The sequence below is a fragment of the Aliikangiella litoralis genome, from assembly GCF_052495765.1.
The window spans coordinates 1,501,179-1,527,835 of record NZ_CP199292.1; the positions used below are offsets into that span (position 1 = coordinate 1,501,179).

General features: G+C 35.0%; 17 protein-coding genes. 13 read left to right on the plus strand and 4 right to left on the minus strand.

Annotated elements, in window-relative coordinates; all coding sequences use genetic code 11:
- Nucleotides 1–23: 23 nt before the first annotated feature.
- The 13 genes from ACT5E3_RS06300 to ACT5E3_RS06360 all read left to right on the plus strand — a co-directional run bounded on the left by ACT5E3_RS06300 (nucleotide 24) and on the right by ACT5E3_RS06360 (nucleotide 20,439).
- Nucleotides 24–2,573 (plus strand): hypothetical protein, encoded by a 2,550-nt coding sequence (locus ACT5E3_RS06300; RefSeq protein ID WP_444997455.1) that lies wholly within the window; start codon nucleotides 24–26, stop codon nucleotides 2,571–2,573.
- A 3-nt stretch (nucleotides 2,574–2,576) separates the two neighbouring features.
- Entirely contained in the window at nucleotides 2,577–6,551 is a 3,975-nt protein-coding gene (locus ACT5E3_RS06305) for a contractile injection system tape measure protein (RefSeq protein WP_444997456.1), read from the plus strand.
- Between the two features lie 44 nt (nucleotides 6,552–6,595).
- Nucleotides 6,596–7,999, plus strand: a complete 1,404-nt coding sequence (locus ACT5E3_RS06310) for an ATP-binding protein (protein WP_444997457.1) — start codon at nucleotides 6,596–6,598, stop codon at nucleotides 7,997–7,999.
- Nucleotides 8,000–8,039: 40 nt separating this feature from the next.
- Nucleotides 8,040–8,804 (plus strand): hypothetical protein, encoded by a 765-nt coding sequence (locus tag ACT5E3_RS06315; RefSeq protein WP_444997458.1) that lies wholly within the window; start codon nucleotides 8,040–8,042, stop codon nucleotides 8,802–8,804.
- Between the two features lie 19 nt (nucleotides 8,805–8,823).
- Complete coding sequence (locus ACT5E3_RS06320) at nucleotides 8,824–10,392, plus strand: hypothetical protein (RefSeq protein WP_444997459.1); 1,569 nt, start codon at nucleotides 8,824–8,826, stop codon at nucleotides 10,390–10,392.
- Between the two features lie 31 nt (nucleotides 10,393–10,423).
- Nucleotides 10,424–11,275: a hypothetical protein gene (locus ACT5E3_RS06325; RefSeq protein ID WP_444997460.1), complete on the plus strand. Its 852-nt coding sequence runs from the start codon at nucleotides 10,424–10,426 to the stop codon at nucleotides 11,273–11,275.
- 45 nt (nucleotides 11,276–11,320) lie between these two features.
- Nucleotides 11,321–13,438, plus strand: a complete 2,118-nt coding sequence (locus ACT5E3_RS06330) for a hypothetical protein (protein ID WP_444997461.1) — start codon at nucleotides 11,321–11,323, stop codon at nucleotides 13,436–13,438.
- 109 nt (nucleotides 13,439–13,547) lie between these two features.
- Nucleotides 13,548–14,684 carry an eCIS core domain-containing protein gene (locus ACT5E3_RS06335; RefSeq protein WP_444997462.1) on the plus strand — a complete coding sequence of 379 codons (1,137 nt, stop codon included), beginning with the start codon at nucleotides 13,548–13,550 and terminating at the stop codon, nucleotides 14,682–14,684.
- 52 nt (nucleotides 14,685–14,736) lie between these two features.
- Nucleotides 14,737–16,083, plus strand: coding sequence for a hypothetical protein (locus tag ACT5E3_RS06340; protein ID WP_444997463.1), 1,347 nt, complete (start codon nucleotides 14,737–14,739; stop codon nucleotides 16,081–16,083).
- Nucleotides 16,084–16,112: 29 nt separating this feature from the next.
- On the plus strand, nucleotides 16,113–16,616 hold the full coding sequence (locus ACT5E3_RS06345) for a hypothetical protein (protein ID WP_444997464.1): 504 nt from the start codon (nucleotides 16,113–16,115) through the stop codon (nucleotides 16,614–16,616).
- Nucleotides 16,617–16,628: 12 nt separating this feature from the next.
- On the plus strand, nucleotides 16,629–18,335 hold the full coding sequence (locus tag ACT5E3_RS06350) for an FAD-dependent oxidoreductase (protein WP_444997465.1): 1,707 nt from the start codon (nucleotides 16,629–16,631) through the stop codon (nucleotides 18,333–18,335).
- A gap of 21 nt (nucleotides 18,336–18,356) precedes the next feature.
- The gene (locus ACT5E3_RS06355) at nucleotides 18,357–19,682 is read left to right on the plus strand and encodes a ferritin-like domain-containing protein (protein WP_444997466.1); all 1,326 of its coding nucleotides are present in this window, start codon (nucleotides 18,357–18,359) and stop codon (nucleotides 19,680–19,682) included.
- Between the two features lie 226 nt (nucleotides 19,683–19,908).
- Nucleotides 19,909–20,439 carry an AidA/PixA family protein gene (locus ACT5E3_RS06360; protein ID WP_444997467.1) on the plus strand — a complete coding sequence of 177 codons (531 nt, stop codon included), beginning with the start codon at nucleotides 19,909–19,911 and terminating at the stop codon, nucleotides 20,437–20,439.
- 94 nt (nucleotides 20,440–20,533) lie between these two features.
- Here the strand turns inward: ACT5E3_RS06360 and ACT5E3_RS06365 are convergent, their stop codons facing one another.
- From ACT5E3_RS06365 to ACT5E3_RS06380, 4 genes are all read right to left on the minus strand, one after another.
- Nucleotides 20,534–21,928 carry a cbb3-type cytochrome c oxidase subunit I gene (locus tag ACT5E3_RS06365; RefSeq protein WP_444997468.1) on the minus strand — a complete coding sequence of 465 codons (1,395 nt, stop codon included), beginning with the start codon at nucleotides 21,926–21,928 and terminating at the stop codon, nucleotides 20,534–20,536.
- Nucleotides 21,929–21,945: 17 nt separating this feature from the next.
- Complete coding sequence (locus ACT5E3_RS06370; RefSeq protein WP_444997469.1) at nucleotides 21,946–22,380, minus strand: c-type cytochrome; 435 nt, start codon at nucleotides 22,378–22,380, stop codon at nucleotides 21,946–21,948.
- 180 nt (nucleotides 22,381–22,560) lie between these two features.
- Nucleotides 22,561–24,297: a diguanylate cyclase gene (locus tag ACT5E3_RS06375; RefSeq protein WP_444997470.1), complete on the minus strand. Its 1,737-nt coding sequence runs from the start codon at nucleotides 24,295–24,297 to the stop codon at nucleotides 22,561–22,563.
- A 12-nt stretch (nucleotides 24,298–24,309) separates the two neighbouring features.
- Nucleotides 24,310–26,370 carry a S9 family peptidase gene (locus ACT5E3_RS06380; RefSeq protein WP_444997471.1) on the minus strand — a complete coding sequence of 687 codons (2,061 nt, stop codon included), beginning with the start codon at nucleotides 26,368–26,370 and terminating at the stop codon, nucleotides 24,310–24,312.
- Between the last annotated feature and the right edge of the window lie 287 nt (nucleotides 26,371–26,657).

Sequence of the window (26,657 nt, forward strand, 5' to 3'; positions counted from 1 at the left end):
ATTCAAAGAAACTGGGTTATATTATGATAACATCAAAATCAATTTCGTCTGAGCCACCTGAAAATAAAGGATTAGATTACGCATGGCTTAAAGAAAAAGGAATTGATATTATTCAAGAACTGTCGGGAGGAATATGGACTGACTATAATGAACATGACCCTGGTGTAACAACATTAGAACAGCTTTGTTATGCTTTAACTGAATTATCTTATAGAGCCGAATTTCCATTGAAAAATTTGTTGATGGAGCCCGGTGCTGATGAAATTAATCAAAATAAACAAGCGTTATATAAACCGGAAGCTATTTTCCCTTGTAATCCTGTTACACAAAATGACTATCGCAAATTAATACTTGATCGTATCTCCGCAATAAAAAATATCTGGTTTTTATCGCCGTGTAAACAATCAAAATCATTAATCAATGGACTTTATCAAGTTTTGATCTACGCGCCTAATGTTGATGAGTGTGATTGTGATGGAAGTCAGTCTGTTACAGAGATTAAACAGCAAGTCATTCAGTTATATAGTGCTCATAGAAATTTATGTGAAGATATTGGTGAACTCATTTTTTTAGAAGAAATTCCAACGGAAGTGTTTGCTAAAGTAAGTATTAATAGCTTACAAAATGCCAACACAATACTTGCTCAGCTTTACTTTCAAATAGCCATATTACTCGCACCTGAAGTTAAGCGTTATTCACTACAAGAAGCATTAGATCGTGGAGCATCAACCGGTGAAGTTTTTAATGGACCGCTTTTATTCAATGGTTTGATTAATGATGAATCACTTAAAAAAAAGATACTATGTATAGAAGTGAGTGAAATTATTAGCAAAATGTTAGTTGTTGAAGGCGTTATTAATGTACAAAATCTAAAAGTTTGTTTAACCATAAATAATAAAATTCATTGTTACCAAGATAAAGTCGATATAGCACCGGAAAATTATCTTAAACTGATGACAGGGTTAGCAAATAATCATTGTCAGCTTCCGATCAAACTCTATTGTAATGGTATAGAGGCAAATATTAATTCAATTGTCGTTGAACGTGAGCTTAAACGGCTTTATCGAGTCTATCGACGAACCTATAATTTAAATGCTGAATATTTACAAACTTACAAAATAACCGGTGCTACCTATATTGATCTAACTCGATACTACTCAATTCAGAATCAATATCCTGATGTTTATGGTATTAATCAATATGGTGTAGCGGATACAGAAAGTAATGCTCGTAAGGCTCAAGCAAAACAATTAAAAGGCTATTTACTCGTTTTTGATCAAATAATGGCTAATTATTTTTCACAATTAGCTAATGCCAGACAACTTTATTCTACAGAATTAAATTTGACACAAACTTATTTTTATCAGTATTTAGATCGTTACGTACCCAACATTGAACCGCTTTTAAAAAAAGGGGGGGGGATTAATGGCTATCATAGTGGATTACCAATTATTATCAAAGAACAAGATCCTTATGTAAAAAGACGTAATCGTTTTTTAAGTTTTTTACTGGCTATGTATGGTCAGCAAATCGAACCTATTTATGTGCGTTCAGAACAATGTGTTAATTATGATTTACATTTGTTAAAAGCACAACTTGGCTGGTTAAGACACTTGACTTCAGGTACACATAATCGAGGTAAAGGATTTGATTATTTAGGACCTATTTCCAAGAAAAACATGGCGGGAATGCAGATTAAAACTAGAATTCAATTAGGTATTGAAGAAAATTTCAATCGGCCTTTTGAACAGCATTGTACTGAACTCGGTGTTGAAATAGTAGAAAATAATGAAGATGCAACTTTAGGCAGATTAATGAATGTTTACTCAGAGGATATTTATGATAATGAATATACTGATTTATCTCAAAATATGAATGAAAAAGCATTTGTCGAGCAACAAATATCCAATAGTGAAGATTTATCAATTAATGGTGAAAAGTTGAGTGAAGGTTTTATTGATGCTGCTTCACGTTATGAAAATTACCAATTACGCACAAGAGAAAATAATTCAGAAATTATTCTTGTTTGTCAATCATCTAAATCAAATAATAATGATTGCTTTTTTATTGGGCAATATAAAAATTATCAACAAGCCCAAAAAAATGCTTTTGAACTGGTAGAAAAAATACAGAGCTTATATACCTGTGGCCATCAACTTTATTTGGTTGAGCATTTGTTATTGCGTTTTGGTATAGAAGGTAGTAGTGAAGATATTTCGATGCAACCAATACAAACAGAATCTGAACAGTTAGGGGATATTAGTGAACAAGCTGCATGCTTTAACTATAGTTTTTCGATGACCGTCGTGATTTCTGCGAGCCAGTCGCAACTTAATGATTTAGCTTACCGTGAGATGGTCATTGAAATAGTACAACAAAATACACCTGCACATATTTTAAATAGCTATTGCTTTTTGAATTTATATCAAATTCGCTACTTTGAGCGTATTTATTGGAAGTGGCGTCATGCACTTAAAAATAATGATCAAACGCTTATTCTTAAAATATCGCGAAGGCTGCGTCGTTTTTTGAGTGAACACACGTTTAATGATAATACAGTAACACCGGACTGATAAGTGGTAATAGCAAGTCAACATAAAATCAGAAAACAATCAATAGAAGTATTGGTTGACTCAGAAGAATTAGCGGTTCAATTACAATCCAAAATACCAGAGATTAATAAACGTTACTTGCTCTCAATTATTGAAACTGTTTTTAATGAAGTTGATACAACCGAGCAAGTGATCAAAGTTGATAAAATAAATATTGACTTGGGGTGGTTTGATGCAAGTGAACTGCAAGAAGATATTAATGAGTGTCTTGGTGATAAACTTCGCTTGACTTTACGTGAATTATTACTAGATAAGGCTTCAAGTTGCGATGTAAAAATCTTCGAAGAAAATCAAGATAAAATAAAGGTTATTAGAGAAGATATTAATATATCTCAAATTAAACTAGTTGAGCATTATTTATCTACAGGAACTCTACCATGGAGCTATCATCAAAGTGCTTATTTTAAATTAGATGATATTTTTTATGATGTTATTATTGATAATGCAAAAGCTTTTACTGAAAGTATTAAAAGGTATGGTCACCAGCAACAAGTCATTCAACGCATGGTTGCACAATTGTCGAGAGAAAACTTACGTCGTATTTTATATCTGTTAGAACCGGATGACTTTCTATTGATTACTACTTATATGAAAGAATTAAAATTAATTCATACAAGCAAGCCGGTGGTTAAACTTAGTATCGATTGGTTTGAAAAGCTTATTTGGATTTTGACCTTAACTTATAGTTTAAATCAAAGAGGTTCTTATTTTAATCGCCAGAGTTATGTGAAATCAGTTTTAGTTGGTATTGCTCAGCGTGAAGGAATTGAATACGGTATGTTATTAAAGGCATTGAGCTTGGGAGTGCAGAAAGTCGCAAGAAAAAAACCGTTAGGATCATCGCTTCCTGGAATTATTGGACGCTTAATTGAAACGCAACAGCAAAATAATAAAAGTTGGAATGAAAACGAGTTTTTCAATACTGAAATAGATAAGGGATATTCCATTAAAAAACATAATGAAAATAATAATTTATTATTCGTTGAGTTGGAAGGTTTTTTGTTGAAACGTCACGTCAACGAAAATCATATAGTAGAAGTTGACTATTTATGTTTGAGAAATAATGTTGAACAATTAAAACCAAAAGAGTATAAGTCAATTAAACTTTTGATTGCTCAGTGTCTGAAAAAGCATCCAGAAAATTCGTTTGCTTTTTCTATCAAGTTATTGCAACTATTTTCATTGACTAAATTGTTAAGTATATTTTCAGTTAAAGAAAAAAATCGAGTTAAAGAACATCTTAATGAAATAGTTGCTTATATCAATGTTTTAGATAACAAGCTGAAAAATGAGATAGAGCAAGAGTTACAGCTTGGTGTTGTTCAATATTTGCTCGCTAATTATACAAAGCCTTTTAAGCTAGATAAAATGTTATATACCGTACTTGCTAGTTATGCTGAGGTGAATCGGTTGAGGTTATCTCTTGTATATAAAAGTATTATTCAGCAAGCTAATCAAAATGATACATCTTTGAGTAGAGAGTTGGTGTCTAAACTCTCGAATGATAATCAGTGGAAAACAGAATATAAATCCTCTGTAAATAAGAATGTTTTTCAGTCTTATATAGCAAATAAAAAAATATTTAATAGTTATGATAAGTTAAGTTTGTTAGAGCATTATTTAAATGGTTATATTGTTTTTGATAATAATGAAAAGAAAGAGGGAAAGGGTGGAGCTTCGGTTAATGAGATACAATGTTTAAAGAGTATTGAGTTGATTATATCTTTGTTGTCCGCTTCTCAAATTAAATCATTAGTTGTACACCATAACAATGATAAACAAGTATTAAAAGCTTTAAGGTTAATTAATGGCTTATCTGAGGAAAATATCGATATTCTACTTAAGAAATTACTACCTCAATCATTATTAAAAAATACATTGTTTTTTCAATCAGTACATGAGTTGGCTGAACAGTTCTCTAATAAAAAACTATTCTTTTCTATTTTTTTATCTGAAATGATTAATAATCAGTTCGATGGCGATTGTATTGATCTGGATAGTATGCTGTCTGATGATAAGTATGCTGGTTCTATAAAAGTCGAAAAACTATTATTGAAAAATTCTTTTTTTACTGAAGATGTTAATGACTGGTCGCAATCTCAGTTGGAATCTGTGATTGTCGGTATATTAAATAATCAGTATGACAAACTTCCTAAACTATTTACTATTTCTTCATTGCTTGAGTTGTTAATGAAGAAGAAAAATGTAGGTGTAAGGTTGTTTTTTGTTGCTTTATACGAAGATTCAAAATTATATAGTCAATTACTAACAAATGTATCGAGTGATACGTATGAAGAAATAATTAAGGTCGTTCAACCTGAAGGTGCTCCATATTTAAATACCTTGATGCATGATTTGGAAACAGCGCCAATTGCTTATCGCTGTAGTCAAATTGAGTTGCGTAAAACATTTTTTGAAAAAGCAATGCAAATGCAATACCCTTTAACTGAAAAATTGTTTTATCAAATATTTTGCCAGCTTTACGCTAATGAAATATCAAAGCCGCTAGAAAAGCACTTAATCACTACTTCTAATAAATGGCATGAAAAAGCAGATTTTGATCACTCTATTGCCAATAGTTTTGAGCAGGCTGTTAATATGATTTGTGAAAAGCAAATAAGTCAAACGGCTATTGTTGATGGCAATCAAGAAAAAATAAATGAATTAGTTGAACAAAGTAATTCTATTTATCAATTTTTATTTGATTGTTTTTCTAAAGAGCAAATGAGTACATTCAAATTGACTCAAGCTACGCAACCTTTAATGAAAAAGTTATTTGAAAGACCAGAACCAAGCTTTCAACAATTAATTAAACAAAAAAATACGAGCTTCTCTATAAGGCAATTGTGGGTTAACCATCTACCTGAATCTATTTTAGCTCGTATTGTCTGGTTGTTGGCTCCGAATACGGCTCGTCAGCTATTAGAATATAATGAGATTTTAATGGGTGCTTTAACGAAATATATTAAAAACACCAATCATCAAATACTTGATCGCTCTAAATTCTGGTTGTTTTTACTTGAATTTTTAGCCAACAAAAAAACAGTTCAGTTTAATTTGGAAAGGTTCGTTTTTGAATTTTTTGGATATGCAAAAAATATCAGTCATCATGATTTACCACCTTTTAATAAAAAAACAATATCTAATGACTCTGATTTAATTAATAAAAAGAAAAAAATGAATGGCGTCAATTCAGGGGTTGCTTTAGTTGAATCGGTTAAAGCGAGTGCCAGGCGTTCAGGTCAACAGGCATTACTATCATTACTTAAGAAAAGAACCGAACAATTGCTTGATGTTTTTTGTCAGGGAAAACAAATTGATTTGGTTATGCGTGAAATAAGTAACAAAGATAAAGAACAAATTAATTCGAGTAAAAAGAGAAAGCGGCCTGTTAGCTTAAATAATGATGAAGTAGAACTAGATGATGTCTTGTATGTTGAAAATTCAGGACTGATATTAACCGGTGTCTTTTTGCCTCACTTGTTTAACTCATTAAATATGTTAGTTACTAATGAGGATGGTCAATCTCAGTTTAAAGATGATTTAACCATTAGCCGAGCTGTTCATTTATTACAGTATCTAGTTGATGGTTCGGTTTGCACTCCTGAACCATTACTCATTTTAAATAAATTAATGTGTGGGCAAAGCCCTGAATTTGTTGTGGAGCAAAGTATTGTTATCAATGAACAAGAAAAAGCTCTTTGTGAACAATTGTTAAAAGCGCTTATTAGCCGTTGGTCGAGTATTAATAACACTTCAATTGTAGGACTTCAGGAAACATTTTTTCAGAGAGAAGGTAGATTGATTAAAACTAGCGATGGGTGGCGATTAAAAGTACAACGTAAAACTGTTGATATATTACTAGAGCAAATTTCTTGGCGAACATCGATTATATCAGAAGCTTGGATGTCTGAACCTATTCATGTTTCTTGGCAATAAAGTGTTATTTGTAATTTGATAACGGATTATTTTGGAGTTTAAATATGTTAGACAACATTCAATCAAATGCTTGTGCATTACCTGAACAAATAAATACACATGCTAATATTGTCAATATAAATACTTTACACCAAGAATTAGATTGGTTAGAGCAAGTGATTAATCAAGTCATCTGCTCTTATTTAAAGCAACAAGGACATGAAAGAAACTGGTTTGATATTCCGCTCCCTGTTTTAGATAAAAGTAGTATTTATGCAGATTTTATAGAGTGTTTTTCTCTTAATATTTATGAACGGTTAGTTGTTGCTCTTGCTATGGCTCCACATTTTAAGCCGGAATTACTCGATATATTTTTTGGATTAAATGCACTATATGATAGAAATTTTACTGAATTCGGTGGTGTTACGAACAAAGCCTTTAGCGGCTTTTTACCAACAGGGCAAACGGTTAAGTTTTTAATCAGCAGTAATAACCCTGAATGGTTTAATATTGCTATGGAATTATTGGAGCCAACACATGTATTGGCTATTGAACAAGTAATTTCACTTAATTCGTCTGATAGCCAGCTTCCAATATCTAGCGGTATTGTGAGTTTGTCGGAACAATGGCTGCATTACTTTATGACTGGAAAAAAAGTCAGGCCAGAGTTAAGTCATGACTTTCCCGCTCAACCAATCACTACTCCGCTAAATTGGGCAGACTTAATTCTTGAACATTCGGTAATGAAACAAATTAATGAAATTAAATCTTGGTTAATTCATGGTGAAACGTTAATGAATCAATGGGGACTTAATAAAAAAGTTAAACAAGGTTATCGAACTCTATTTTATGGTCCACCAGGTACCGGAAAAACATTAACTGCATCTTTGTTAGCCAAGTCGACTGAAAGAGAAATTTATCGAGTGGACTTATCAATGATTGTTTCCAAATATATTGGAGAAACAGAAAAAAACCTTTCAAGAGTTTTTGATGTGGCCAGTCATAAAGATTGGATCTTGTTTTTTGATGAAGCCGATGCGTTATTTGGCCAACGGACTGAAGCAACAACATCGAATGATCGTCATGCCAACCAGCAAACTGGTTATTTATTACAACGTATAGAAGATTTTCCTGGTGTGGTTATTTTAGCCACTAACCTTAAGTCAAATATTGATGAAGCTTTTACTCGTCGTTTTCAATCAATGATCCATTTTGCTATGCCAACTGAATCATTGCGATATCAGTTGTGGCAGCAGGCTTTTCAGGGAGTTTGTGAGCTAGATGATTCTATTGATTTGTCAAAAATAGCTAAAGATTATGAATTGGCTGGTGGTGCAATTATAAATGTTTTGCGACATTGTGCATTGGCAGCGATTAGCCGTGGTGATCGTTGTGTTAAAAATCAGGATTTAATGATAGGGATCCGAAGAGAGTTTAAAAAGGATAACCGGACAGTCAGGATTCTTTGAAATAAAATTGTATAGATATTGATAATTAGGAGTCATTACTATGCCTAAACTGATTCAAAAAAAATGTTCTTGTGAACAAGAAGATGGATTTAATTCTTTAACACAGCTAAAAAACAAGTTGGTATTACAAGATAATCGTAATTCAACTATTCAAGCAAAGGCTTTTCCGTTATTAGGAAAGCCTCAAATTATGCAGCTAGCAAAATACCAAAGTAAATCAGATGATGAGTTCACCGTTGATGTTGATGCCGGTGCTTCAGGCGTTTTTGCTCAAGCAGAAAAAAGTGGTGAAGAATTTGCAGCTTCTTCTCTTGAATATTCAACGTTTCACTATACGGATGCTAAAAATGGTGGGACAGTTGCTACAAAAGTGCCAATGGCAACTCAAACCAACACAATGCATGCATACCCACAACGTGGTGGTGTTGGTAGTTTAATGTTGGCGGAAGCCATGACTTATTTAAATGGCCGGAGGATCAGTTATTTTCAACCTGATGCCATGATGAGTAGTGGTGGCAATGCGATGAACGATATGATTCCTGGTACATCGCGAAGTGCTGCTTATATGGAGCAATTAATTGAACAAACCGATAAAAAATCGAGTGGTTGTAGTTGCTGGGAGTCTTTTAAAGGTTTGTTTACTTGTTGTGCACCTAAAAAGAAACCTCAAACAGAAAATAGTCGACTGCTTGACGATGAGCAACAGGATGATAGCGTCAGTACTTATCCTGCTAAGGAAGTTGACTATGAAGAGGCACAAGAAATTCTAAGTACGACTATCAGTAATAAATTTAACCGTATATAACTTGCTTGGTAATATAAAAATGAAAACTTCGATAGGAAAAGAAGGAATTAAAGGTTTTGATAATGCAGCGGTTGTCAGTAAGCCTTTATCAGGACGAATTTTGCAAGATAATCGTAGCCTCTCATTTCAAACCAATACACACAATAATAAGTTGAGTAACACTTATTCATTGTTAGCAAAGACGCAAGGTGAAATCACACAAGCCGTACCCTTGAATGGTGGAACTCTACAAAAAGTTGTTATACCTGCGGTGACTGATGACGAAGAAAATATTGATACGAATGAAATTAATTTTAAGCAGTTTATTCAACAATTGATAGAAGATGGGAATTCAAAGCGGCTAATGTATATTATCAAATATATTTTGGCTCATGTTTCGGATGAAGAAGGCACTTTACTTTTAGACATTATTTCTCAGGAAACGGGCAAAGTATTGCCTAAAACAGCCGTTGAAGATATCGATATGAGAATTGAAATTTTCAAGCAGGCACTTTCAAGTAAAGAATTTTCTGTTTTAGTTTCATTGCTTCAGCGAAACACACAAGTTAGAGCCGAAGAGTTATTAACACTAAAAGATCCTGGTAAAGTCAAAGAGTTAATGAGCAAGTGGCAGCAACAAGAACTTGATTTTAAATCAGATCCTGTCAGAGGCGATTGGGGAAACTCTGTTCAATTAGCTCAACCGCTAATCGACTTAATTAACAGTGTATTAAAGCATGGTATTTTAAGTCCTGAAGAAGCACAAAAAAGAGGGTTAGCTCCTGTTAGTAGTGTTGATAAAGGGGTTAGCGATAAAATTTCGGTTAATACTTTTGCAAGTAAAACTAGAGACTTGAAACGTGCACGTGAAATAGCGGTAGAATCGATGAGTATCAGTCAGCGAGGCAGTGCCAGTGTAAGTACAGAAAGACGTGATGATAGTTTATTATCAAAGTTACCCAGGTGGGAAGATATAGAGCTGTCTTTAAGTGAGGTAGAGGAGATTAATAAAAGTACAGAGTCTATGCTTTCTATGAGAAAAGCCGTTATTGATCATACAAAAAGAAATAAAGCGATACAAATATATAAGCAAGCACTCCAAGGTCCTTTAAAGGGAGCAATAAATACCAGAACCAGAGGGACTATTATGGCCATACTGGATCAGTCAACTACTGGAAAAAGTTCGACAAATGTCAGTATTGAAACCGGTAAACCTGTTGAAGACAGTTCTCAAGAAGTCAGAAAAACCACGCCTCAAATTAGAACCGGGCATATCCAAACTTTGTTAGTACCCGATTTTATCCGACCTTATTTTGACTATATTGTTAACCCGGCCGATATACCAATCCGATTTGTCGGCAGTAAAGAAGTATCTGCCTATTATAAAAGTCCTCTCGGTGATATTGAATTGGATACGGTTGTTGCACCTGATTATGTTGAGTCGATTGCTCAGCATTTGGTTGAACATGAAGTGATATCAACTCATGTTATGACGACGAATGCACGACGTTATGCTGTGCCACCTGACTTTGATGAAGAAGCTGCACAGAAAGAATTAGACGAGATGAGTGATTTTGATGATCTGGATTATTTAAATGATTTGATTTAAACCGAATAATAAGAGTAGAGAGATAGCAGCCGTGAATACATCAAAAGCAGAACCCGAAAGTCCTCAGTTTTATTCGACGACGGATCAATTTTCGCAATCGAAAAATGATGTAGGAAGAGGATTTGAATTAGTTGATAACCGATCTAAATCCGTTCTATTGCAAAAACAACCGTTTGTAGCGAAATTACCGATTCAGTTTAAAGTTGATAAATATCGTGCAGGCGCCTGGTTTTCAAGTTTTGATCCTTATAAAACCTTTGCGACAAAAAAAGACGCAACGGCTTATGATCGGCAACTCAAAGCTCAAGGACGAGAACAATTACGTGCTCGGGTTCCAACACTTTACACTTACACTCATACCAAGCCAGCCAACAAGTTAAGTTTTGCCCTGCAAGGCCCTCATACGGTGGCACATCGCGTTATACTACAGTCTTTGATTAATGCGACTAACGTAGCTGAAGTTTTTACTATTTTTGATGAACAAGTATTATCACCGCAAGATGTTGATGACATTATTTTTTCAGATGAAACGCCCGACTCAGGAAGTTTTTCGCAAACCATAGAAGACCGTTTACAACGATTCTCTGATGATTATGATACGCTTTATGATGAAATCATGAATGAGTTTAACGCACCTTCACCTGATTTGATTAAAGTCAAACATCTCACTAATCAATTATTAAATATGGATCCTTATGCTGTTTATTCTTGGAAAACAACGGCTAAAGCATCATCTAAAAGTTTAAAAGGAAAAGGAGAATCTGTCGTTAATCCTACCTGGGATAATTTATATGATAAACCTCCTTCTAGTAGTTTCCGTGATACAGATAATTTGAACTCTTTTGTCGATTCTCGCAAGAGTTTATTTCAGTCAAATTTTTAACAGGTTGAACAGTAAAATATTTTAACAATTATAATGGAGTCAAACATGGAATTGAATAAGCAGTATTGGAACAAGTTAGTTTTTATGGTGTTGTTTTTTATCGGTCTTAAAGCATCGATTAGTTTTGCCTCTGGCGCAGCTTCTTCTAATTGGAGTGTTAATAAGCAACAAATAATGCTAAGCACCAATAGCGGCACGCCAGCAACATTTTTTGCGAAAGGTATTATTTACGAACCTATTCCTATTGGCTTTAGTGATGGAAGTACCTTTGTTGATGTCTATCATAAAGAGTGGCGAGCTTTGTATAAAAGAGATATTCCCATTCTTCGAGCAATGGGAGTTAATAATATTCGTGTTTATGGTTTTTTTGGTTATCCACCAACTTATGGGCAAGATAAAAGTTTGTCTAAAGAAAAAAATATTTTCAATACGCTGAAAGAAAATTATAAAAATTGTATAAATAGTACAACGGGTGAACCGCTTAGCGATCAAAGTCAATGTGTGAGTTATTGGGATAAAGCGCCCTGGGATCATCGTGAGTTTTTAGATGAATTGTGGAATGATGGTGTTGACCCTATTTATTTATTAGCAGGTATTGATAATGAGTCGATTGGTTTGTTTTTTCCGAAGGGGACTAAAAAAGGAGGAAATACCCAGCCGACAACCGGCACTGTTGGCTATTTGGGGTATAAAAACTATCAGAATTTTTATACTAATTTAATTGCTTGGTTGGGAAGAAAGTATGGTGATCATCCTGCACTATTAGGTTTTGCTTTGTTTAATGAAAAAAATGATGGTCGTTGGGATAATCCAACATTTTGGAATTTGATCAATGGTTATGCTAATCAAATTCATGGTGATGAAAACTTTAATGGAAAGCTTGTTGGTTTAGCTTTGCAAACTTCAGCGGCAGACGTCAAAAAATACATGAGTAATACTTATGTTTTAAAATCGAGTGTTGATTTTTGGGGAGTAAATCTTTACCCAGTTTCTAACTATGGAGATAAATATGCGACTTACGTTAAACAAAACCCAAATAAAGCGAAGCCACTAATGGTGACTGAGTATGGTGCGCTTAGTGTTACTCATGATCCTGATGTTGCCGGTTGGCCTGGTTGCGGAAGTAGTTGTCCTGTAGGTAACGAAACCGCTACAAATGAAAAGAATGCCAGTAAAGAAATCATTAAAAATTATCAAGCGGTCAATAACGCGAGTTATTCATTTTTTAATGGGTTCTACTATTTTGAATATAGTGATGAATGGTGGAAAATGAAAAAGCCGGGTACAGGTAAAGCAATTACTGATGAAAATACTGAGCACTTATGGATTCATGATTTAGGTAATGCGAGTGGTGGTGGTGATTCTGCCAGTGGTTATTGGGATGAAGAATGGTGGGGTGTCTTAGCGGCACAACGAACGGGTTATGATGTACAGTCGTTTCAACGTAACAGTTATAAAAATAACCATACGGCGTGGATTGATGGTGCACAATATTATAAAACCCCTCTTGACTATTTAATTCCAAGAGATCAATTACTTACTTTAACACAGTTATACACTAACGATAAAAATAAGACTTTAAGTGATGTTCCAACCCAATGGACTCTCACTTTAAGTAATATGACTCCTGCAACGACGGTAGCTGCTCTTTATGCTTATGAAAGTCAACCTCAACCGAATCAGGTTTATCAAGCTACGTATAAAGTGGGACCAGGACAAAAGGCAGCAATGGCTTTACCTGCTAATACTCAATCATTAATTATTTATAATGCAGAACAAGATAGTTGGATTCCTATTTGTAAAAATATAGCGAGTAAGCTGGCTAATAATAATGGCGCAACTCTTTATGTGTCTAAATCTTCGAGTACGTATGTGTGTGGTTTTACAAAACCAACACCACCTAAATATAGCTGTAGCAATTTGACCACACAATATCCTGTTTATTGTCAGGCTATACCGGGAAAAGATTATGGACCAGCATTAACTTGGGGATGCGGAGCTGGTGGTGTTAATTGCGGAATTATTGCTTCTGGTGGTCTATATTCGAGCTGTTCTGGAGCAGAAAAATTTACTTGGATGGCTTCTCGTTATTACCATTTACAAGCAAGTCCAACTGCTTCTGATTGTTCTTTTGGTGGGGTAGGAGCCTTAGCAACTCAATAATCGATAACAATTCAATAATCGATATGATGAGTATCCGTTATATTTATCACAATTTGGGTATTATTTTTTTGTTGATTAAAATTAATGACAAAACATTTAAGGATGAGATATGAATAAATTTACTAAGCGAGAACAAACGGAAAATTTAAATACCGTTAATCAGCGTAAGGCAAAAATTGCTTTACAAGATAATAGAAGTGCCAGTATTCAATGTCATTCAGAAAGGCCTTTACAAAGAAATAATACGGGGTTACCTGATAATTTAAAAAGTGGCATGGAAAACTTATCTGGAATGAATTTAGATCATGTTAAGGTTCATTATAATTCATCCAAACCAGCAGCGGTGCAGGCTCACGCTTATGCCCAAGGTAGTGATATTCATTTAGCGAGTGGTCAGGAAAAACATTTACCTCATGAGTTGGGGCATGTGGTGCAGCAAGCACAAGGACGTGTCAAACCAACAACCAATGTAGGAGGGGTAGCTGTTAATGATAATGAGGCGCTCGAAAGTGAAGCAACCAAAATGGGAAATCAAGCATTGCAAATGCAATCTAAAAATTCATTGTCAGAAAACGCCGCTAAACCAACAAGCTTGCAAACTGATATGGCAATGCAATTAATTTCTCAAACACAAGATGCGATTGAAAGCAATCGCTGGGACACCGCTCAGATGAGTTGGAATCAAGCGGTTCAGAAAAATACTGATGATGACTGGGCTTCAATTCAAAGAGTTGCTTATGACTATACGCAGTCAAGAATGGGAGGGACAGACGGAATTGCACAAAGAGTCGAAAAAAGTACCTGGGAAATGATTTCTGATGCTTTAACACTTTCTGGAATTCTTGCAACCGCGGTCAGTACGATTGCCAGTTTAGCTAAAGCATCTGGTTTTGGTTGGATTATTCCTGTGGTAATGGCGCCACTGGCAAAATTTACAACGAGTATGTTGGCTACGTGGGGAAAAACTGATGATGAAGAAACAAAAGAGCAAAAAACTGTTGCGGCGGTAACCGCATTGGTTGGTGCTTTGGCATCGGGTGTATTGGGTGTTGTTGCTGCCACCGATGATGAAAATGCCGAAACTTATAAAATAATAGCCACTTTAGTGACGTTAGCGATTATGACTGTGTTGGAGGTATTGCGGGTAAAGTTTTTAGACCGAGAGTCTATTTATAAAGTGGTGTGGGATAAGGTTAAGTCATTGCGCTCTGGTGGTGAAGGAGAGAATTCTGCTTTGTTAGCTTAGGTATTCAATTGTGTTGTGCCTTATTTTATATTTTGAATGGAGAGAGTGAAAGATGCCTGAATTTTCCAAGCAAACTGCACAGTCAAAAAATAATCATCCGGTTGCGGCTCATAAAGCTGCCTCGCATACGGTGTTGGAAGACAATCGAGCTTCCAGTATACAACGTATGGCTATAGCCCCCTCGCCATTACAATCGGTCATGGAACATGATGTAATGCAGCGCGAAGTGATTGGGGGAGAGCTCGATGAACTACGCTTGTTTTTTGACCGCGAAATTATGCAAATTGGTTCACCTACTTCTGATCGTAACCGAAAAGTTTTTCAAGATGCGGCTAAGCTGGATAGTTTAGCTGCGGCTAAAAAGTATATTAGTGAATATATAGAGAGCGTAAAAGCGTTTATTGAAACTGAATCGTTAGATCCTGAGTTGCAAGGTGTTGATAAAGCACAGCAAAGCTTAGCTCGACCTGATACACATTATACTTTTTCCGATCTTAAAGATCTTGGGCTAGATGATCGAATGAGTAAAATAATGGAATTAAGTGGTCAGTTTGCAATGACCGATTTTGAGCAGGAACGTTTAGACCGAGCGAGTGATGAGCGTGCTTTAGTACCTTTTTATCGTTATCATAAATTTCCAGATGATCCTAGTTCTAGAGCAATGGTTACGGGTGGCTTTTTTAATAAATCAATGCTGTCTAATGATGAAACTGGAGATAATTTTCATAATGCCACTGTACGTAAAATTTTGAAAGAAAGGAGTCAATCTTTTGGGGTTTTATCGGGTCCTGAAACATCAATTGAAGAGCGGACTAAAAAAGCAAAAAGAATGGAAAAATTTCAAGCTAGTGCAAGGAATACGCCCTTCATTGCAACCACTACCGATTGGGATTATGCTGCCAGTTTATTTCAAGAGTATCCTCCGGGACCTGGACAAGTCGCATCCATTTTAACCATTTTAGGACCACTTGAAAATGCCTTTGATTTTGAAAGAGAGTTTGAGCGATTAGCTGTTGGAGAGTCACTGAATAATTATAGAACGTCTGAACACAGAGCTAAAGATGCTCAGCAAGCAGAGTTTGGCATACCAGATATGTTTATCCCTGTAACTGGTGTGAGTCGTTTAGGATTTCGTATTGCCAATGTAACCATGTTTAATGAAGTGATGTTGGCAAGTTCTAGTGATAATTCATTAGCTGACTCATATTTTTCTAAACTCACAAAAATTGATTTAACTGGATTAAAATTTACACCCAAGCTTGTACAAATGATGTTTGAAATTTTAGACACTGGTGCATTAAAAAATTTACGGACAATTTATGTAAAAGAAGATCAACTGCCCCCATTGGTTATTCAGAATTTACAAAGATACGTTAAGGTTGTTGTTCAACCGTCATGATCAACTATAAGAAAAGGGACAATAACAAAATGTCAAAACAATACCCAATAACACCTGAGCGTTTAAAACATTTCATTCAACTTTCTGAGTTATTACTGGATGAAAGTGGACTGAATGAAGCGCTTGCAAAGACTTACTTTCAAATTATTATTGAGCAATCGCCTGATTCCTATGGACCTGGTGATGAATATACTCAGTTTTTAGCTGATACAACAGATGGTCATCCATTAGATGCCATTTTTGCAGTGATGGATCAGGTTAATCAGAATCAGGTTAATCAAGAGCAAACAGATAACACGCTGGATGTATTCTCTGGGTTGATTGCTGGAGATAGCACACTTGCACCAATCGTTAATAATATTATTATACTTTGGTACAACGGCTATTTAAATAATTGTTATCCCCCTGCAAAGTATTATGCTGAAGCATTGGTTTGGAAAGTAATTCAAGCTAATCCACCAGGAATTACTGGTCCTTATTATGGTCACTGGGCTTATCCACCAGAGCAACAAATCTCAAAACCTGAATCTTAAAAAGGCGTTTATATGAATAAGAATAAATATGATGTCGCTATTGTTGGTGCTGGAATTGCCGGCTCATTAATTGCACATCGATTAAGTCAGTCAGGATTAAAAGTATTGATTATAGATGCTGGAGATAAAGCTTACTTTGATCTTAAAACTGGTATGGATCAGCGACAAGAATTATTAGATCGCTTTTATATTAACCCGGTTAAAATGCCTAATTCGGCATTCCCAGATTTGGACTATGCACCAAGCCCAACGCAAACAACACTCAATAAGTATTTTGTACAAAAAGGTCCACAACCTTTTCAGAGTACTTATACACGTATGGTTGGAGGAACAACTTATCATTGGTTGGGAACTGCATTAAGATATGTACCCGGCACATTTAAAGAAAAAACTTTATTTGGCCGAGGGGCTGACTGGCCTATGGATTATCATGAGTTGGAAAACTGGTATTGGGAAGCAGAAAAAGCGATTGGTGTTGCAGGAAACAGTGATATTGATTTGGGAGCACCACGAAAAAAAAATCAACCTTATCCAATGCCTGAAATTTTACCAACCTATAATGATCGTGTTGTTCAACAGGCAACAGAAGGGATGATGTTTGAAGGTATGCCAGTTGAGTTTAATACAACACCACAAGCAAGAAACTCAATACCTTATCAAGATAGACCTCCCTGTGCGGGTAGTGCCAACTGTATTCCTATTTGTCCTATTCAAGCAAAATATGATGCTAGTGTTCATTTGAAATGGGCTTTAAATCCCAAGCTCATGCCGGGAAGTTCAAGTGAGGCTGTGGCTGCAACCGCAATGTTTAAAAGTGTTTTAACACAAGTTAACACTAATGCAAAAGGTCAGGTTGCTAGTTTAACGGTGAAACAGCCTGACGGTAGTGAAGAAAGTGTTTATGCGAAGCAATTTGTATTGGCAATGCACGCTGTAGAAATTCCTAAGGTGCTTCTACTATCTGCTAATGAATCTTATCCTGATGGTATTGCTAATGGCAGTGGTGTTGTGGGGCGATATTTAATGGATCATGATGTTAAAATAACCTGGGCACAATTGAATACACCACTTTATCCATTTCGAGGTCCACAAAGCACTTGTGGGGTTGAATCATTACGCTCGGGAAATTTCCGAAAAAATAGAGCGGCTTATCGTATTGAGCTACAAAATACCGGAGCAAGTTGGGCGGCGGGCGCACCGTTTTCTAATGTGATTGAATATGTTAATCAGGGATTGAGAGGAAAGCAGTTGAGAGAAAAGTTAGCTTGGGATGTGAGTACACAAATTGAGTTGAATGGGCTAATAGAGCCGGAACCCGATTTTAATAACTACGTTAAACCCTCGGCAACCTTGCTTGATCCTTTTGGTATACCAAGACCAGAAATTCATTATAAAATTGGTGAGTATTCCGAAAAAGGGGCAGAATCATTTTTTAATATTACCCACCAAATATTTAAAAAGTTGGGAGCGACTCAAATTCATCAAGTACCCGGTTGGTTTGGTGCGGGACATTTGATGGGAACTTTGCGCATGGGAAATAATCCTGAAACATCTTGTTGTGATGGTTATGGTCGAGCTCATCAGCATAGTAATTTGTTTTTTACCGGTAGTGGTTTATTTCCAACGGTTGGTTCTGCTAATCCTACACTCACTATTGCTGCGGTATCTTTACGTACAGCAGAACATATTATACAAAACTTTCAATCAGTATCAGCATAGATTGTTTGAAGAGAGAAGCTAATGAATAATGATATAACACTTGATGCTTGTTTATCTAAAAAAGAAATTTCTAGCCGAGATGATTTAATTGCACAATTGTCGGTTGCTGCAGAATTAGAGCAGGGATTATGTATACAGTACTTGTTTACCGCTGCTTCATTAAAAGATTCAATTGAAGAAGGTGGTTTAACCTTAGAAGAATTAAATTATGTCAGAAAGTGGAAAGCCAATATTTATTTAATTGCGGCACAGGAAATGCTTCATCTTTCACAGGTTGCGAATATCGTTTCGGCACTTGGTTTTGGCGTTAATTTAAATCGTCCTAATTTTCCGCAAAGTCCTACTTATTATCCGACAGATTTACCGTGGGGGTTATGGCCTTTTTCTCCTGAGACAATTATTTTATATGCACTTTACGAAAGACCCGCAGGGAGCTTGCAGGTTTCTCCTGATTGGTTGCTCAAAGAGAGTGCTATGAATTTGTTGTTACAAGAGGATTTAAAAAGTAAAGATCCTTTTGGTTTTTTGCCACAGCATTTTAAAAGACCAGAAAGTACTCGCTTTGAAACCATTGGTGAGTTATATGCGGCAATATCTAAGGGAATTGCAGAGTACCATGGCAAGTTAGTTATCGGCCCAGCAGAAGCACAGGTGAAAGGGGGGGATGTTGACTTACCACAGTTAATGCAAATATTTAGTCGGCAGGATGCACAAGAGGCAATAGAGCTGATAGTGGTGCAAGGGGAAGGGTGTCCCATTGATAGACAGGATAGCCATTTTGGAATGTTTAAACAGATTTATGAAGAATATATTTATTTAAAACAGAAAAGAAAAGCTTTTATACCTGTCAGAGATGTTCAGTCAAATCCTTTATCTCGATTGCATCTTGATAATACTTTTCCGGGTTGGCGACTTATTGATGATCAATACACTGCTGCTATTAATGACTTAAATTCAAATATTTACCGTTTAATGTTAATGATGATTTATCGTTTGTTTACATCACCTGAACTCACTATTCAACAACGCCAAATATTGGTGCAAACTTTTTTAAGAATAATGACAACCATTATTAAACCTTTGGGTGAGTTGTTGACTCAACTTCCTATGGGCGATGATGGATCTGCGGGAGTTGCTAAGAGAGCTAAGTTTGCAGGACCCAGTTTTGAAATGGATAGTGTACTGAGTTATATGCCATATCCAAAAACAAGTTGGTGTTATATGAAAGAAGAGTTGAACCGATTATACGAATGTGCAAACACTTTAGCAAAAGCATATCCATCTATCAAAATTGTCAGCTCTGTGGCTAATAACATTAAACGTTTGTCTGAACAGTTTGTATTTTGAGACTACAAAAAATCAATGGAGATAAAGCGTGTTTTAAGTGCGTAAAAATATAAAAAATAGCTTTTTTGTATAATTAAAAAATAATTATTTTTATCTTTAAAAATATATCAAAACTAGATTTTAAAAAATAAAACTAGTGACTATACTCTTCTCGCATTTCAACTTATTCAAGTTTTAATTTGCAAAAAAATTGAAGTATAAACTTAATTAATCACGGAGAGTAAAAATGGCTTTAATTGATATTTTAGTGACAGTAAATGGTGAGCAATTAGCAGCGCAAATTAGAGACGGTTCACTTAAACCAGGTTCAATCGACAGTCCTACCAATTTAGGTTCGTGGCAGTCTTCTGATGTCTATATTTCTATGACAGCTCAAAATAACTTTGTTGATAATGATGAAGGAAAGTCTGAGCTGTCAGTTAAAGCGAATTCTGGAGATGCTGTTCGTTGGACAATGACAACTTTTGATGAAAATACAGACAATACTGCCTTTCTTTATGACGGTCATTTCAATCCATCAACGGGCATTACTAATTTAACTTATTTTAATATGCACACCAGTTCTTATTTACCTTCAGGTTCTAACCCTAGAGGCGGCGTCCAGCTTTTCCACAATAATACTTATGTTGCTCAAGGTAATATTATAGAGTCTAATCAAACCATTCAATACACTTTATCATTCCAATTGGTAGATAATACAACTGGTAAAGTTTTGGGCTATTTCACTTGGGACCCCTTCATTAAAGTTTCTGCTTAATTAAAAAGGATGAAGGTTTTGTGTAAATAAAAACTCGCTTCCTTATAAAAACAAAAAGGCCATAAGGCCTTTTTGTTTAAATGAGCTAAAAGAATTAAGTTTGTGCCGCCTTTTTCTGATCGCCTTTAATAAAAAAGCTAATAATATAAACAATTAAGCCAATCATAAAGACAACACCAGCAGCTTCTCTCAACCAATAAAATGCCGCAATTTTATCTTGTACCACCATAAAAGGCAGTCCATCTTCAAAACGTTGTAGCCACACTTGTAAAATACCCGCTCCAGTTAAAAATAAAGTAATGAATACCATTGATATGGTCATTAACCAAAAAGACCACATTTCTGTAAATTGTGCTCTATGATTCATTGCATTACCCTGGCCGCGCAAAAATGGCATAGCATAAGAAATAATGGTGATTACAATCATGACATAGGCACCATAAAAAGCCATATGGCCGTGAGCAGCAGTAATCTGTGTGCCATGAGTGTAAAAGTTGACTGGTGATAAGGTATGCAAGAACCCCCAAACGCCAGCACCAAGAAAAGCCATTACACCTGTTCCCATAGCCCAAAGAACGGTTGCTTTATTGGGGTGGTCTCGTTTGCGTTTACCAACAGCACCAAAAGCCAGTAAGGTCATCATAAAGAATGGTATGGGCTCTAGTGCTGAAAAAATCGAACCTAATGGTTGCCAATAGTCTGGTGTACCTATCCAAAAATAATGATGACCTGTTCCTATAATGCCAGTAATAAAAGACATTGCGATAATTATGTAGAGCCATTTATCGACAACCTCTCTATCAATTCCGGTTGTTTTGATGAGTACATAGGCGAGAATTGCGCCCATTATTAATTCCCAAACACCTTCAACCCATAAATGTACTACCCACCACCAAAAATATTTGTCTTTGACAAGGTTGGCTGGATTGTAAAATGAGAAAAGAAAAAATACTGCAAGACCAACTAACCCTGTTAATAGTACAACATTAACAACGGTTTTTCTGCCTGGTAATACTGTCATTGCTAAATTATAAAGAAAACCTAAGCAGACAATAACAATACCAATTTTGGTAATTGTCGGTTGCTCCAGAAACTCTCGTCCCATTGTGGGTAAAAATTCATTTCCTGTTATTTGGGCTAATGTTGCGTAAGGTACGGCTAGGTAACCGACGATTGTTAGCGCTCCAGCAATGAGAAAAATCCAAAATAATGCGATGGCTAACTTAGGACTATGTAACTCTCTTTGCGACTCTTCTGGTACCATGTAATAAGCGGCACCCATAAAACCGAATAATAACCACACAATAAGTAAGTTTGTGTGGACCATGCGAGCTACATTAAAAGGAATTTCTGGAAATAAAAAATCTCCCCAAACATATTGTAAACCCATAATTAAGCCAAAAATTATTTGGCCAACAAACAAACCAATTGCAGCAATAAAGTATGGCTTGGCAACGATTTGAGATTGATATTTCAAAGTATTTTGCATTTTGCTATTCCCCCATTTTAACCTTGAATATTTGGTGGCCAGCCTGCTGCATCAATTTCACTTGAATATTTTAGAAACTCGGCAATCGCATCGAGTTCTTCTTCAGTTAAATTGAATTGAGGCATACTACGGCGACCGGGAATTCCATTAACAGGTCGACTTTTCATGAAGGCTTTAATTGCTTCTTTTGATTTGCCAAAACGTTGATAAACATTACCCAATTCAGGTGCATAGTAAGCTCCTTCACCTAGTAATGTATGGCAGCCAATGCAATTATTATCTTCCCAGATTTTTTTGCCTAAAATAACTTGCTCGGTTAAAGCCTGGCGGTTGTCAGTTTTGGGTAATTCTTTATTGGTATGCCAAGTTAAGCCAAGGAATAACAAGATAAAAAACAAGCTCCCACCAAAGTAAATGTTGCGGGCCATGCTTTTGCTAAAAACTTCGCTCATCGCTTTCCCTCCCCTGTTAGTCAAGAATGAACAATGCCATACTATGCTTAAGAAAATTTTGGATATTGATATGGATCAGATGAAATCAGGTAAACCCCTAATAATTGAAAACTTACTTTAAAACTAAATAATAACAATAAAACTATTAGGGGTTTAATGAATCTAGAATAGTTTGCTGGATTAAGGTTCGAGTGGTGGTGAGTAAGACGATGATATACGTGGATAGCTTCGTTGCCAAAAAACAGTCCCTTTAGTTTTAGCTTTGGCAACAATTAAAAGGTTATCTGCGCTTTCTATTAATGATTGTGGGGATGCTTTTTGTTTTGGGGCTCTTATTTCTGCTCCAAAGGTAGCACTAATGGTTTCTTTATAATCATTTTTTTCAAAGTTGAGTTCATTCACTGCTTGATGAATTCTATCAACAAAATTATGAATTTCTTTTTTATTATCTAATGTAGCAGCAATACAAAACTCATCGCCACCAAAACGACATAATAAATCAAAATGGCGAAGCTGCATTCGAATACAGTTAGCTACCATTTTTAATACATTATCTCCTTGAATATGTCCAAATTTATCATTAATTGATTTGAAATCATCTAAATCAATCATAATGACAACAAGTAATTTTTCTTCTCGATCAGCTCTAAATAACTCTTGATCCAACCGTGGTAAAAACTCACTGTAACGTAAAGTGCCTGTGAGCTTGTCTATGGTTGCATCTCTAAAGTAAACAAAGTTTTTATGTGAAACAATTAAAGTTAAAATGATTGATACGATAATAAGGGCTTTGGGGGTATAAAGTTTTATGCGATTAAAGTTTTCAGGCTGAAATAAGTCGATAGCAATATCAATACTACCAAATGTTGTGTACATCACAATAATCGTTGTCATTAACTTAGCATAAGTTAACTCGGCTTTTACCGCTTTGTAGAGTAGCCAATAAACAAATAGTAGGGCTGGAAGTGTGAGCACTTCAACAAGTTGCAATGGATAATATAATAATTTGGGCTCTGGCAATAAAAAGCAGATAGGTATTAAAATAAAGGCAGTAATGATAATTGATTTTAAAATGGTTGGTATTTGCTGACGAAAAAATTGATAAATAAATAAAGGAAATAAAGCAAATATTGCAAAAAAAAGTGCGACATTACTACGGAATAATAAATTTATTGGAATGTGGCTGTCTAAAGCCAAGTTACTATAGGTAAATAAATAAGCTGACCAGCATAAAAGAAATACTGCATATAGTATATTTTCTTTTGAGTGGCGATGAAATGAATAGTAAATAAAATGCAATAAACTAAAAACAATTAAAATAACAATAAATGCCAACATGCTGTAATTATTGTGATAAAAATCTTTTAATAATTCAAAATGGTCACTAATAATTGGTACTGAATGTGTAATTCCACCAGGACGCGCATCATTATAAACCCAAATTTTTATTGTGTTAGGTTGTTCATGTTTAAGGATGTTGTTGGGAATGGAGTAGAGCCGTGAGTAAAGTACTGCTTTTTCAAAATGAGGAGGAAACTCTCCTGTTTTACCAATGAATTGGTCATTAATAAATATTTTGTCGGCATCTCTTAGTTTATTAATAAATATTCCTAATGGTTTTTTCAAATGCTCTTTGGAAACTTCAAAGTCAGTGTAGAGTAGTCCATAACCATCATAATTAGGATGTACGCTTTCCCAGCCTGTCGGTAAATTAATGGGTTTACAATTAAGTACTGAAGGATCAACTTCAGGCTGAAAATTTTGTACTGGACAAAATTTCCAACCAGTATCGAGCTTAATGGCGTTTAGCGGGGTTACTGGTTCAGCTAATACTGGACTGATGAGTAAAAAAAATAGCAATGAAAATTTGAAAAATATTAAATAAAAACATTGATAACCTTTTAAAAAAATTTTCATAGTGCGTATCGTTTATTTGTTAATGTCTGCTAAATACAATAAAAAACTATATTTTTGGGCTTGCTCAATAAATTTTTTGTAGCGACCTGACTTTCCTCCATGCCCAGATTCCATATCAGTATTAAGTATTAATAGGTTATTATCCGTTTTTAATTCTCTTAATTTAGCAACCCATTTAGCGGGTTCCCAGTATTGGACCTGAGAATCATATAAGCCAGTATTAACCATGATATGAGGATAATTTTGTTGCTTAATTTGATCGTAGGGAGAGTAACTTAGCATATAGTCATAAAACTTTTTATCATTGGGGTTTCCCCATTCATCATACTCAAGTGTTGTTAGCGGAATTGATTCATCTAACATAGTGGTAATAACATCAACAAATGGTACTTCTGTAATGATACCGTGGTATAGCTCTGGTGCTAAGTTTGCAATGCTTCCCATTAATAGTCCTCCAGCACTTCTGCCTTCTGCATAAACTCTTTTAGGATCAGCATAACCTAAGTTGATGAGCGCCTTAGTGACATCGATATAATCGGTAAAAGTATTCATTTTTGTCAATTTTTTACCGTCTTCATACCATTGCCGACCGAGCATTTGTCCACCCCTAATGTGGGCAATTGCATAAATAAAGCCTCTATCTAATAAACTTAAACGAGATGAGCTAAAATAAGGATCAATCGTTGTACCATAGGATCCATAAGCATAAATAAGTAATGGGTTTTCACCTTTAGATTTAAATTGGTTTTTGCGATAAACTATTGAGACAGGTACTGATTTGCCGTCACGAGCCGTAATCATAATCCTTTCTGTTTTATAATTTGAAGAATTGAAATTACCAATCAACTTATCTTGTTTTAAAAGCGTGTAACTTTTGTTAGTCAGATCATATTCATAAATTGAGTTTGGAGTAGTTAAACTCGAATAGTGATATCGAATTTTTTGAGACATTTTATCAGGATTATGGCCAAGTCTGGTTGTATAGGCCGTATCATTAAACTTAACTTCATGAATGAAACGCCCCTCAATATCTCTGACTATTAATTTTTCCAAACCATTGATTCGTTCGTTGACAACCATGTGTTGATTAAATAGCTCAAACTCTTGTATTAACGAGTCTTCATTATGAGGAATAATTTCTACCCAGTTATCTTTTGTACCTATTTGGCTATCTTTCACTTTGACTAGCTTCTTATTAGGTGCATTGAAATCGGTAGATACATAAAAATCTTTCCCTAAATGCTCAACATTATATTTATGATTTTTTTCGCGAGCTAAAAATAACTGGGGTTCATTATTGGGAATATCGGCATTAATTAATCTAACTTCATCACTTGTTGTTGATTCTATTGCTATAGCAATATATTTTTCAGAACGAGTTTTGTAGATATCAAGGTAAAAACTACTATCTTTTTCTTCGTATATAAGAATATCTGTTTCTGGTGAGCTGCCCAATTGATGTCGATAAACTTGGTAGGGCTGCAAAGTGACAGGGTTATTTTTGACATAAAAAATAGTTTTATTATCATTAGCCCAAGCTAAAGAACCGCTTGTATTATGAATAACTTCGGGAAAAAAATTATCTGTAGTTAAGTTTTTAAATCGAATATCATATTGACGACGGCTAACGAGATCTTCAGCAATTCCTATAAGCTGTTGATTGGGGCTTAGTATAAGTGATTCTAGTTCATAAAAATCTTTATTTTCAGCCCTCAGGTTTTCATCAAGTAAAACTTCTTCAGGGGCCTCTAGAGTATTTTTTTGACGAAAGTGTATTTCATAATCTTTGCCTTTTTCAAATTTTGAGTTGTACCAATAACCTTTATTAAAGTAAGCGACAAATGTTTTATCGGCTTCTAACCTTGAGATCATTTCATGATACAGTTCATTTTGTAACTTTTTAGTTGGGGCAAGAATTTCTTGTGCATATTGATTTTCTGCATTTAAATAATCAAGTACTTCTGAATTACTGCGATTATCATCTCTTAGCCAGTAGTAATTATCGTTGCGCTCATGTTGATGCGCTTTTAGTTTATGCGCAATTTTTTTGGCTTTAGGGGGTTCTATTTTCATCGCATCTTTCTTGATTAGTGAGTTAAATTGTTTGTTTATATCACTGACTTGGATAGTTTTTGGGGACGAAGTCAAATGATTATTAGAACAAGATATTATTGTGCATGAAATGCATGTTATAACTATTTTTATAAAGTTTAAGTGTTTCATTCGCTTGTATCGATATTTTTTTGGTATTTTTTAGCTTATACCCACTATATTGTTTTACAGATTAAAGGTTTTTTCCTTTATTTTAAGTGCATTTATATTGGGTATGACATTCTTTTTAGCTTAAGATTAAAATTAGG